Annotated in this window: 7 protein-coding genes and 3 pseudogenes; 2 read left to right on the forward strand and 8 right to left on the reverse strand. The window is 66.8% G+C overall.

The features are described 5' to 3' along the window. Positions 1-214: 214 nt before the first annotated feature. Complete coding sequence (locus tag OH768_RS07795) at positions 215-967, reverse strand: transposase (protein ID WP_406451405.1); 753 nt, start codon at positions 965-967, stop codon at positions 215-217. 343 nt (positions 968-1310) lie between these two features. Here OH768_RS07795 and OH768_RS07800 point away from each other — a divergent pair. Beyond that, positions 1311-1966: pseudogene (locus OH768_RS07800) on the forward strand (transposase family protein). Positions 1967-2129: 163 nt separating this feature from the next. On the opposite strand, the gene OH768_RS07805 reads toward OH768_RS07800, so the two are convergent. Further along, positions 2130-3413, reverse strand: a complete 1284-nt coding sequence (locus tag OH768_RS07805; RefSeq protein WP_406451407.1) for an ABC transporter substrate-binding protein — start codon at positions 3411-3413, stop codon at positions 2130-2132. Between the two features lie 451 nt (positions 3414-3864). Between OH768_RS07805 and OH768_RS07810 the strand changes: the two are divergent. Continuing rightward, positions 3865-4083 (forward strand): annotated as a pseudogene (locus OH768_RS07810) (transposase); the annotation flags it as partial. A gap of 6 nt (positions 4084-4089) precedes the next feature. On the opposite strand, the pseudogene OH768_RS07815 reads toward OH768_RS07810, so the two are convergent. The 6 genes and pseudogenes from OH768_RS07815 to OH768_RS07840 all read right to left on the reverse strand — a co-directional run. After that, positions 4090-4401 (reverse strand): annotated as a pseudogene (locus OH768_RS07815) (XRE family transcriptional regulator); the annotation flags it as partial. 889 nt (positions 4402-5290) lie between these two features. Beyond that, positions 5291-7606 carry a beta-glucosidase gene (locus OH768_RS07820; protein WP_406451409.1) on the reverse strand — a complete coding sequence of 772 codons (2316 nt, stop codon included), beginning with the start codon at positions 7604-7606 and terminating at the stop codon, positions 5291-5293. Positions 7607-7831: 225 nt separating this feature from the next. Then, a complete protein-coding gene (locus OH768_RS07825) occupies positions 7832-8650 on the reverse strand; it encodes a carbohydrate ABC transporter permease (protein ID WP_317879891.1) in 819 nt (272 codons plus the stop codon). Beyond that, positions 8647-9579, reverse strand: a complete 933-nt coding sequence (locus tag OH768_RS07830; RefSeq protein ID WP_406451412.1) for a carbohydrate ABC transporter permease — start codon at positions 9577-9579, stop codon at positions 8647-8649. The genes OH768_RS07825 and OH768_RS07830 overlap by 4 nt, the downstream gene beginning before the upstream one ends. Positions 9580-9593: 14 nt before the next feature. After that, positions 9594-10877 (reverse strand): ABC transporter substrate-binding protein, encoded by a 1284-nt coding sequence (locus tag OH768_RS07835; protein WP_406451414.1) that lies wholly within the window; start codon positions 10875-10877, stop codon positions 9594-9596. 269 nt (positions 10878-11146) lie between these two features. Then, entirely contained in the window at positions 11147-12181 is a 1035-nt protein-coding gene (locus OH768_RS07840; RefSeq protein WP_406451416.1) for a LacI family DNA-binding transcriptional regulator, read from the reverse strand. Positions 12182-12187: the final 6 nt, after the last annotated feature.

Raw genomic sequence — 12187 nt, forward strand, 5'->3', positions numbered from 1 at the left:
GCGGACGGTACGGCTTACGACCTCACGAGTTCCGTGCCTCCGATCCGCATCACGCAGACCGATACCTTGGCCCAATGGCGCGATTGCACAGCTCACCGGCCAGGACCTTTTCCGGGCCTCGGCCACGTGCTGGTGAGCTCGCACCGTCGTGGGGTCAGCCGAAGCCGAACAGTCGAGGTCCTCCTCCACGTCGACCTGAGACGTCAGCGTCGGCCTAGCGGTACACCCCGGTGTACCCCATCGGAAGGATGTTCTGGAACTTGCTGACGACGAGCGAGGCTCTCCCCAAGGCGTCCTTCGTCTGGCCGGACACGATGCCCACGATCGGGGCCGTCCCGGCGGAGTTGACCGGCTGGAAGAAGACGGGCCTACCGGAGTCGCCTGTCGTCGCCATGCAGCAGGCATTGCCCAGGAGGATGCCCCGGCCGCTCGTGATGAAGGTGTTCTTCGGTACGCGCCGCCATAGCAGACGTTGGCGTTGTTCCGGACGACCGCGTACCCCCGGGTGATTCCGGTGGTGGATCCGCTCACCTGGAGGCCGTCCTGCCGCAGGAACGTGCCGGCGCTGCCCGTGACCTTCAGGTTGGTGTAGGTGTCCTGGTTCGCGCCGCCGATGAAGATCCTGCACCGCGGGCAGCTCGTCCAGCCGAAGCAATCTCGCGAGCGCCTGGGCATCGCGCTTGTCGGTCTTGATCCTGTCCCCGGCGGGCCGCTCCATCTTCGAGGGGGCCGCCACCACGCAGCGGATACCGGCTTGCTGTAGGGCGCGTGCCAGAACGAAGCCGGCCGGTGCGGCCTCGTACGCGACCGCGGCCGGCTGCGGCAGACGACGCACCCAGGCCACCACGTCCGCCGTGTTGGCGACGAGGCGGTCGCTGAAGATTTCACCGATCGTACCGTCCACCGCCCAGGCCGTGGTGGAGCGGGCATGGACATTCAGGCCGACCGAAGTACGCTCGGAAAACATCCGGTGCCTCCCGGCAAATGCGGCACTACCCGCCACCGCGCCCACCGGCAGGCAGCCCACGTCAACTTACGCGAGGGGCACCGGTCTTGTCCTTCTCTGCGGTCGAACCCACCGACGCTTCATACGATCTAATTGGCAGCCGAGTCGTCGTGGGGCGCCGGGCGGCCAATCACTGGAAGCCACAAGCGGCAGAACTTTTCAACCACACCCGACACTCCTGGGTGGGTGAACCACACGAAGGGTTCACCGCATTCTTCAGAACAACGTAGGGAACCTCTTTCATCCTGAGCGGTCGGGTGAACAGTGCTGGTCAAGGGCGGTGAGGTGGCAAAGCCCCTCGTGGTTGGTGTGGCGATCTCACTCAACACGCCGACAGCCGGGGGCGTTGGTTCCGTATGCTTCCACGCCCGACGCCCCGCACGAGCTGGTCGAGCACGTCTCATGGCTCATCTACGCCCGAAGGTGTGAACGCCACACTCACTCGCGCAAGTTGAGCTGCTTCCGTCAGGCACAACTTGCCCTTGCCCACCTGCGCAAGAACGAGACGCTCGCCCAGCTCGGCGCAGGGTTCGGCGTCTCCGAAGCAACGGCCTGACGCTACGTGGACGAGACGGTCGACGTCCTCGCCGCCTGGGCGCCCGGCCTCCGCGAGGTCCGACCGGCCGCGGCGAGGGCGACTTCGTAATCCTGGACGGCACTCTGATCCCCACCGACGGGGTCGCGGCGGACGAGCCGTGCTACTCCCAAACGCAGGAAACGCGGCATGAACGTGGGCGCGGTCGGCCAGGGCGTCGGCGCACCCCCTACCACCACCACGAACTGCCCGAGCCCTACTGGCAGTACAACCGGGACCACGCGCGACTCCGCGCCCCAGGCGAACCCACCTTCGCGCAGCTGAAAACCTGGCGCCTACTTCGCCGAGCCCAATGCTCGCCCAACCGCATCGGACGCACGGTCGCCACTGTCCACACCCTCCTGATCCGCGGATACAGAGGATGAAAGAGGCTCAGTGCGATCACTACACCAACAACGAGGGACTTCGTCATCCCCCCTGACCAGCCCATTTCACCTCCACAGCACAGGATGAAAGAGGTTCACTGCCAGTCCGTTGACCATGAAGAAATACAGAAGTTCAACGGTAGTACCGAGGGGAAACGTATGCCTATTTTTTCAGATTCAGAACTGCACGGACAAACTGATTGGGTGCGCTCTGCCCGCTGAACAACTTCTGAACTTCGGCAAGAATTGGGGTCCCCAGCCTGAGGTCGAGCGCTTGATCCCAGGACTGCGTGAAGGTCGTTGCGTTCTGAACAAGATCATACTGGAATTTCGCGTACACCGGGTCAGGAGATTTGGCCAACAATTTCTCAGCGTTGGTCGTGACTGGCACCTCGCCTTTCTTTATCAGTCCCTCGACGTAGCTGTCGCTGTAGGTAGTCTTGAGGAACGCTGCGGCGGTTTCCTCCGGTGCACCTTTGGTCACGGAGATGTAATTGGTGGGGTTTCCGACGATATTGTTCGGGTCCCCCTTTCCACCCTCGACCGTGGGGAAGGGAACATAACCGAGATCATTCTTGGTGAAGTCCGGATCCTGGCCCTGCTGGACAGCATATTCCCACGAACCCATGAGGACCATCGCCGCCTCCCCCTTCGACAGCATGGTGGAGGTGCCGCCAGCGCCGTAATTGATCGAGCTGAAATTTTTTCCGAACGCTCCACTGTCCACCAAGTCCCGAATCATCTGCGCAGCTTTGAGAACCGCGGGGTCGCTCCACAGCCACCACTGGCCGTCCTGGATATCTTGGAAGAACCAGGGCCTCGCTAGGCGTTCAACGAGGTACTCCACCCACATCAGCTCGGTCCACAAGGAGCTGGAATTACCCGCGAGCGCAATAGGTATTACTCCCTTTCCCTTGAATACCGTCACCAAGTCCGTCAGGTTGGCGTAGGTCTTCGGCGGCTCCACAGCCGCATCAGCGAAGACCTTCTTGTTGTAGAAGAGAAAAACTGGCTGAGCACCGCGGCAAGGCAGTCCAATAAGCTTGTCACCGACCTTGCCGGCTTCGAGCGCAGAAGACAGGAAGTAGACTTCCAAGAAATTATCAAGCCCCTCCAGCTTTCCAGCCTTATCATAATAGGCAAGGTCGCCGCCACCCCAACTGAAAAACAACCCCGGCATCTTCGAAGATCCCATGGATCTCCGCAATTTTTCCTTGTACTTGCTTGCGGCGATCACGGACATCGATATCTTTCCATGGCCTGCAGAGTTGAACGCATCCACTGCCGCCTGTTGGACCGAGTTCGTAGGATCCTGTAGCGTCCAGAAATCCGTAGATCCAATTCCGTTAGACGCATCGTCGGCGAACGAACCGCAACCAGCCACGGAGAGGCCACCAGTCGCGGCAGCAGCGGCGGTGAGGAACCATCTTCGGGAGCCTCTGTTCATTGAACACCTTCCGATTCGGCAGCACCCGCATAGGGACGCACTTCACCCAGCAGGCCCTTCAGGGCCTGCTGGGCATTGCTGTGGGAGAGGGTGATGGCTCGACTTGCCGGGGGACTCGCGAACCGCCCACGTCATCGCAGCCGAGGCCAAGCCAGCCAACTCCAGGCTAAACATCGATATTTAGCCGCGGCAACAGTCGGAGTGTGTCGATCGCGAAAGGTTTTCGCAATTTGACGATTTGTGGAATTCAGGCTAGAGATCTTTAACGGTGCGGGCTACGTCAGGTCGTGACGGTTGGTGTGGGCCGCGCTGTGCCGGAGGGATGAGGTTTGGCGATGGTCTGACGGCCGAGGAGTGGGGTCGGCGTGAGCAAGTCCGGCTCGGGGCAGCTGACTTGATCGAGGTGGGGACCAGTGATCGGGAGGTGGCCCGGCGGTTCAGGGTGACCCAGATGTCGGCGAACCACTGGCGCCGGGCCCTGGCTTCGGGCGGCCGGCAGGCCCTGGTCTCCAAGGGCCCTGGCGGCACACGCTGCAGGTTCGACACTGGTCAACTGCGTGCTCTGGAAGCAGCGTTGGAAGCCGGCCCGGCCGCATGCGGTTGGAGCGACCACTGCTGGACGCTGGCGAGGATCACCGAGACCGTGCGCCGCCGATTCGGCGTCGACTACACCCTGGCCGGGCTCGATCTGCTGCTGCACCGCATCGGTTCGTCGGTGCGCAACTTGTGCGGCGTGCACGCGCAGCTGGGCCAGCATGGGCATGGCCCACTCCTCTTCCCAATCAACGAGTTGCGTGCACGCCTCAAGCCAGGTGAGAGCCCGTTCCATGACGTTGAAGCCGTACCGCATCCACGGGAAGTACTCCACGGTTTTGGCGTTGTAGGCCAGGACATCCCAACGGCGATCATTGAGGTAGACCGCCCAGGTACGGCTCTCCTCGACGAAGACACGGAACGCGTCGGGGAGCAGCGGGCCGAGTTGACTCACGGGGGCCGCAGCGGGGGCATGGCCGCGGGTGACGCGCTACACGATCTCCCATTCCTCGTCACGCAGATCGAGGACCCACCGCACAGCGTGAAGAAACGCGTCGCTGTAGATACCGGGGCGCCCAGCCTCCAGACCGCCGTACCAGTAGCGGCTGACGTCGGCTAGCCGGGCCACCTGGCCCTGCGTGATCCCGACAGCCCGCCCCGCCGACCCGGCGGTCCCACCGCTGCGGGTGACGTGGCACCTACTCCCGCCACGCGGCCCGTCCTGTCGCCGCCCTCTCCGTCCGTGCACCGCTGACCAGCAGAAAGGCCCTCTCTCTGCCCGACCGCTTCCGCTTCACTGCCCATCCGGAGCACGGCTACGTCGCCGAAGGCGGCCCGCAGATTCCCTCCTACCTGGCCGACGGGTTCCTCACCGGCGAGCAGTTCAAGCCGCTCCCCGGCGCCTCGGGCCGGTACCGGCTCACCGAGCCAGAACGCGACGGACAGTGCCGCACCCGCCAAGCCGTCCACGACCTGCGCAGTCTCAGCCACCGCATCCATGCCGACGCCGCCCTTGAGCCCCTCTGCTCCACCCCGCCCGCTCCGGGACCAGAAGATGTACGAACGGCGCAGCCGTCTCGCCCGGGCAGCCGCCCGCTCCTCACCCCAGAGCGGCCCGACTCCCGCCGCCTCTGCACCGTCTGTACGGCCGAACCCACCCGCGTACGCACCCGCCGGTCACCTGCCCGGCGTCGGGCGGTCACGGTGACACCCGGCACCCAGCCGATTCGGATCCTGCGCGGACATTGCGGCGAGGTCGAAGTCACCGGCCCCGTCGACGCGTTCGCCGACGAGGTCCTGCGCGGCGTCCGGATCCGGCTTCCCTTCGACCTCGGCCGCGGCGGTCAGCCAGGGAGCACCCTGACGGGCGTGGTCATGGTGCGGGTGCTGTCGACAATGCGCTCGTCTCCTTGCAGGGTCACCTGGACGGGAACGCCTCGGTCGCCAGCCGACCGGGCGACGGTGAGCGTGAGGTCACCGGGTTCGACGCATCGGCGAAGGTCTCTCCCGGTGAAGCCGGCCATGTCCGTGTGGACCTCGAACTCGACGACACGGGTCTCACCGGCGGCGAGGTCGACGCGGGTGAACGCGATGAGCTGGCGGACCGGGCGGGTGACCGAGGCGACCGGGTCGGTGAGGTAGAGCTGGGGGACACAAGTGCCCGCGCGCTCACCGGTGTTGGAGACCCTGGCCCGCAACGTGATCGTCGCGTCGACGGACACCACAGCTTCGTCGACGGACGCGCTCTCAACCTCGAAGGTCGTGTACGACAGACCGTGCCCGAACGGGAACGCGGGTGTGGGGTCGATGTTGCTCACGCCGTCGCTCTTGAGCGCGAGCGGAGGCGCCAGGTAGGTGCCCGGCTGGCCCGCCTCGTCGCCCGGGATCTGGACCGGAAGGCGCCCTGAGGGGTTGATCCGGCCCGAGAGGACACCCGCGATCGCCGCCGCCCCTTCCTCGCCGGGGAAGAACGCCTGGACGGTGGCGCCCGCCCGCCGCGCGTGCCGGCCGATGGCGTACGGACGGCCCGAAAGGACGACGAGGACGACTTGGTTCGCCGCGTCGAGGACGGCCTCCACCAGTTCGTCCTGGACTCCAGGGAGTGTCAGCACGCTGACGTCGCAGCCCTCGCCGGAGGAACCGTGTCCGAACATCCCGGAGCGGTCACCCACGACGAGGACCGTCACGTCGGCCGCGGCAGCGGCAGCCACCGCGGCAGCGATGCCGCTGCGGTCGTCCCCTATGACCTGGCAACCGGTCTCGTGGCGGACCTCGGCGTCGGGGAACTCGCGCCGGAAGGCGTCGAGCACCGTGGGCGCTTCGACGCCCAAGGGGGTGTCGGGGTGGTGGGGCAGTACGTGGTTGGGGAACGAGTAGCAGCCGAACAGGCACCGGACGTCGTCGGCCGCGGGACCGATGACGGCGACGGAGCGCGCGCCGGCGAGCGGCAGCAGGTCCGAGGGGTTGTCGAGCAGGACGACGGACTCCTCGGCCAACTCGCGGGCGACGGACCGGTTTCGGGCCGAGTCGAAGTCCGCGGGAGCGGTGTACTGCCCGGGATTCCAGTCAGGATCGAGCAGGCCGAGTTCGGCCTTCTGGGTCAGGACCCGCAGTACGGCGCGGTCGACGAGATCCGCTGGCATGCCCTCGTCCAGGAGCGGCTCCCCGTATGCGGTGGTGTGGGGCAGTTCGACGTCGATTCCGGCCCGGAGCGCGGCGCGTGCCGCGCCCGGGATGTCGGCCGCCACGTGGTGCAGGGAGGCGAGGAACGCGATCGCCCAGTAGTCGGACACCACCGTGCCCTCGAATCCCCAGCTCTCGCGCAGCAGCAGGGTCAGGAGTTCCTCGCTGGCGCCACAGGGCACGCCGTCTATGTCGTTGTAGGCGTTCATGACCGAGCCGACCCGGCCCTTGACCACGGCCTTCTCGAACGGCACGAGGATCAGGTCGGCGAGTTCTCGGGGACCGACGGCGGCGGGGGCGTGGTTGCGGGCGGCCCTCGATGCGGAGTAGCCGGCGAAGTGCTTCAGCGTGGCGACGACGCCGGCCGACTGCAGCCCCTGCACGTAGGACAGGCCGAGTTCGGACACGAGGTAGGGGTCCTCGCCGAGGGTCTCCTCGACCCGGCCCCAGCGGTAGTCGCGTACGACGTCCACGACGGGTGACAGTCCCTGGTGGATGCCGACGGCCGCCATGTCCGAGCCGATGGCCGCGGCCATACGGTGGACGAGGGCGGGGTTGAAGGTGGCTGCCCAGGCGAGCGGTGTGGGGTAGACCGTGGCCTGCCAGGCGGTGAACCCGGTAAGGCACTCCTCGTGGGCGATGGCCGGGATGCCGAAGCGGTTCGCCGCCGTCACCCGCTCCTGGAACTCCGCGAGGCGCTTGCGGCCCGTCTCCGGGTCGACCGGCGCCGTCCCGAACACCCGGGTCAGATGTCCGAGGCCGTCGACGATGGCTTCTTCGAAGCTCTCGGCGCCGCGGAAGGTGTCCTGCATCGGGGCCACGTCGCCGGACTCGTCGTGGCCGGGCCAGGTGCTGCCGAGCTGTGCGACCTTCTCGGCCCTGGTCATGGTGTCGAGGAGGGCTTGCGCGCGAACGGACGCCGGCAGGGCGGGATCGTTCCACAGCCCGGTCGTCGGGCGCTCGTCGCTGATCGTCAAGGTCTCATCCGTTCTGTTGCGGGGGGGTGCGCGAGAGCGCGCGAGTGGTCCAAGAGGTCGAGGAGGCACCGCCGACCGGGAAGGGAGGGGCCCGGGCGCCGGTCCGGCGTTCATGGGGAGGCAGTCACGCCGGACTGCGTCGCACGGGGGAGTCGGCGCCTTTCGGCGTCCGGGCCCGAACTGGGTGGCGTCCCGCTTCGGCGAATCCGGTGGGACGCGGCACCGTTACTTGCCGCCGGCTCCCATCAGACCCGCGACGAGGGCGCGGCGGGCGAAGAGGTAGACGACGAGGATGGGGACCGCTGACATCAGCACCGCGGCCAACAGGGCCGGCACGTTCGCCGCGTACTGGGAGACGAAGTTGTACAGGCCCAGCGTCACCAGCTTCTTGTCGTTCGACTGGGTCATGATCAGCGGGAACAGGAAGCCGTTCCACGCTTGGAGGGCCGTGAAGACGCACGTGGTCGCGATGGCCGACTTCGACATCGGGACGACCAGCGTCAGCAGGGTCCGTGCCGGGCTCGCGCCGTCCAGTGCCATCGCCTCGTACAGCTCGTTGGAGATGTCCCGCATCCCGCCGCTGAGGACCAGCACGCTCACCGGCAGCGCGAACGCGGCGGTGGGCAGGATGATGCCCCACAGGGTGTCGTAGAGGCCGAGGTTGTTGATGATCAGGAACAGCGGGATGATCACCGCCTGGGAGGGGATCGCCAGGCCCAGGAGGAACAGGCGGAACACACCCTTGGTCAGCCAGCCCCGCCCACGCACCACGGCATAGCTGATCGGGACCGCGAGCGCCAGCACGATGGCGACCGTGGCCACCGCGACGACGACGGTGTTCCAGATGTACTGCAGGAAGCCGCTGTCCACGACCGTGCGGAAGTTGTCCAGGGTCACGGTGTCGGGGATCGAGACGGGACCCTTGTCGGTGTACTTCGTCTGCGGCTGCACCGCCGTGTTCACCAGCGCGTACAGCGGGACGCCGATGATCACCAGCCAGACGAGGGCGGCGGCGCCGGCGAGGTAGTTCGGGCGCGTCCTCACAGCCCCTCCATCGTGCTCGTCATCTTGTCGTACCCGCTGAGCTTCGTGAGGATGACGGAGGCGGCGGTGGCGAGCACCAGCAGGAAGCTGGCGATGGCGCTCGCGTAGCCGTAGTCGTATGTCCGGAAGGCCGTCTGGTACATGGAGAACGGCAGGATCGCCGTGTCGGTGCCGGGGCCGCCGTTGGTCAGCAGCAGGACGATGTCGAAGGCGGTGAGGCCGCCGACGACCATGAAGATGGTCGAGGTGATCATCGTGTTGCGCAGTTGCGGCAGCGTGATGTGGACGAACTGCCTGACCCGCCCCGCGCCGTCGATCGAGGCCGCCTGATAGAGCGTGTGCGGGATGGCCCGGGCGGCACCCTGGTAGAGCAGGCTGTGGAAGGGGACGAACTGCCAGGTGGTCACGAGCACCAGGCAGGCGATCGCGCCCTGCTGGGTGCCCATCGGATTACTTCCGAACAGCCACTCGAACTTGGCCGGCAGGCCGAAGTTCGGGTCCAGCAGCTGGCGCCACATGATGGCCGTGGCCGCTGTGGACAGCAGCAGCGGCAGGAAGAACACCGCCGACAGGATCGCCCGGTTGCGCTGGTGACCGGCCGCCCAGACGCCCAGCAGGATGCTGACCGGCGCCTGTACCACGATGTTCCCGATCAGCAGGACCCCCGTGACCGTGGTGGACTGCCAGACCTGGCTGTCGCCGAAGAACCGCGACCAGTTCGCCGTGCCCGTGAACTGCGGTGGGTTCAGGCCGTCCCAGTGCGTGAAGGAGAGGTAGAGCACGCCCACCATCGGGGCGACGGCGAAGACGAGGAAGAACAGCAGCCCGGGAACCGCCCAGGCCACGCCGGGCCGCTCCAGGGTGGGCGGAGCGGCCCGGTCACGCACCCGCTGCTTGCGCAGGGGCCGTGAAGTCGTTGCGGAGACCACGTGGACGCGCCTTCCTACTTCTTGATCGCCAGAACCGCGCTGACGAACTGCTCCGGCGAGCTCTGCCCATTGAACAGTTTCTGGATCTCGGTCAGCAGCGGCGTGCCGAGGGTGAGGCCGAGCGCCTGGTCCCAGGACTGGGTGAAGGAGGGTGCCTTCTGCACCAGGTCGTACTGGAACTTTGCGTACGCCGGGTCGGCCGCCTTGGTGAGGTACTGCGCGGCGTTGGAGGTGACCGGCACCTCACCCTTCTCGACCAGGCCTTGCACATAGCTGTCGCTGTAGGTGGTCTGCAGGAAGTCCGTCGCGGTCTGCTTGGCGGCGGAGCTGGTCACCGAGAGATAGTTCGTGGGGTTGCCGACCACGTTGCCGGCATCGCCCTTGCCCCCCTCCACAGAGGGGAAGGGCACGTATCCCAGGCCGTTCTTCGCGAAGTCGGGGGCCTCGGCCAGCTGGGTCGCGTACTCCCACGAGCCCATCAGCACCATCGCCGCCTTGCCCTTGTTGAGCAGCGTGGAGGTGCCGCCGGCGCCGTAGTTGACCGATCCGAACTTCTTGCCGAACGCGCCGGTGTCCACCAGCTCCTTGATCATCTGCGCGGTCTTGAGGATGGTGGGGTCCTTCCACTGCGACCAGTCGCCGCCCTGGATCTTGTCGAACAGCTTCGGCCCCGCGAGGCGGTCGACGAGGTACTCGACCCACATCAGCTCGGTCCACGAGGAGCTGGCGTTGCCGGCGAGCGCGAAGGGCGTGATCCCCTTGCCCTTGAAGACCTTGACCAGGTTCTGCAGCTCGGCGTAGGTCGTCGGCGGCTGAACGCCGGCGTCGGCGAAGACCTTCTTGTTGTAGAAGAGGAACACCGGCTGGGTGCCCCGACACGGGATGCCGACCAGCTTGCCGCCGACCTTGCCCGCGGCCAGGGCCGATGGCAGGAAGTGCGACTCCAGGGCCGTGTCCAGCGTGACCAGCTTGCCGGCCGTGACGTAGTCGTTCAGGCTGCCGCCGCCCCAGCTGAAGAACACCCCGGGCATCTTGGCGGAGCCCATCGCGGTCCGCAGCTTGTCCTTGTACCCGTCGGTGGCGATCACGGTCATGCTGACCTTGCCCTTGCCGGCGGAGTTGAACGTGTCCACCGCGGCCTTCTGGACCGAGTTGGTCGGGTCCTGCAGCGTCCAGAAGTCGACGTTGCCCGTGGGCGAGGACGTGGAGCTGCCGGACGAACCACAGCCGGCCACGGTGACGCTCAGCGTGGTCGCCGCCGTAGCGGTGAGGAACCATCTCCGGGACACACTGTTCATCGTTGAACACCTTTCGAGTCGGCAGGATCCCCTTCGCGGGTGCGCTGCACCCGGCAGGCCGTCCCGGGCCTGCCCGCACTGAGGGATCTGGGTCGATGGCCATGACCGTCAGGCGCTGTTGCGCAAGTGTTGCGGTTCCGTTGCTCCTGCGGTTGAGCTGGCGTCGGTCACGTTAAGCGGCGGAATTCGGCCGCGGCAATATCGGAGCGAAATCACTTCCGAAAGACTTTCGCAGTCCGAGGGCTTGCGGAACCGGCTCGGCTTCGTCCCTATTTCCCGGTTTCGGGCGGCGCTGTGGACATGCGCACGACCAGTTCGGTCGCGAGTTCCCTGCGCGTCGTGGCGGGAGGTCGGCCCTCGGCGAGGTTCAGCAGGACACGTGTGGCCTCCTGGCCCAGTTCCCTGAACGGCTGCCTCACCGCACTCAGCGGCGGCGAGGCCATGCCGGCCACGAGGGTGTCGTCGAAGGACATCACCGATAGTTGGCGCGGTACGGCGATGCCCAGTTGCCGGGCGGCCTCCAGGGCGCCGAGCGCCTGGACGTCACTGGCGGCGAAGAGAGCGGTCGGCCTCTCGTCCCGCCCCAGCACACTGCGGGCGGCGCGCAGTGCCTCGCCGTAGTCGAAGTCCGTCGAGCGCACGAGCGTGGCGTCGTAAGGGATCCCGGCCTCCGTCAGGGCGGCCCGGTAGCCGTGCAGGCGTGCGGACCCGGCCAGGGAGTGCGACCGGCCGGCCAGCATGCCGATGCGGCGGTGCCCGAGGTCGATCAGGTGCTGAACGGCGGTCGTCGCGCCGTGCCAGTTCGCCACCCCGACACTGGGGATGTCCGCGGACGGTGCGTTCAGGGGGTCGACGAGCACCACCGGAATTCGCTGCTCCAGGATCCGGCGCTCGTCCCGCTCGACGAGAGTGGAGATGACGATGACGACCCCGAGGGCGTCCAGCTTCTGACACTCCTCCAGCCACTGTGCGATCGAGCGCCGACTCGTCGTGCCGACGGTCGTGTGGACGCCGATCTGGGCCGCCGACTCCACGATGCCGCGGACCACTTCCAGGGTGTACGGTCCCGCCAGGTCCCGGAACACCGCGAGGATCTGCCGTCGCCGACGGGCTTCGGTCTCCCACGTACGGACAAAGCCCCGTTCGGTCAGCAGCGCCTCGATGCGGGCGCGTGTCACCTCGGACACGTCACGCCGCCTGTGGACGACCTTGGACACGGTCGCCGGCGAGACGCCGACCTCGTCGGCTATCGAGGCGAGAAGCCCGTACTGGGCGTTCCGGCGCGAACTGGTTGGGCCCGTCACTGCGGT

It is taken from the genome of Streptomyces sp. NBC_01622 (genome assembly GCF_045209635.1).
Lineage (GTDB): Bacteria > Actinomycetota > Actinomycetes > Streptomycetales > Streptomycetaceae > Streptomyces.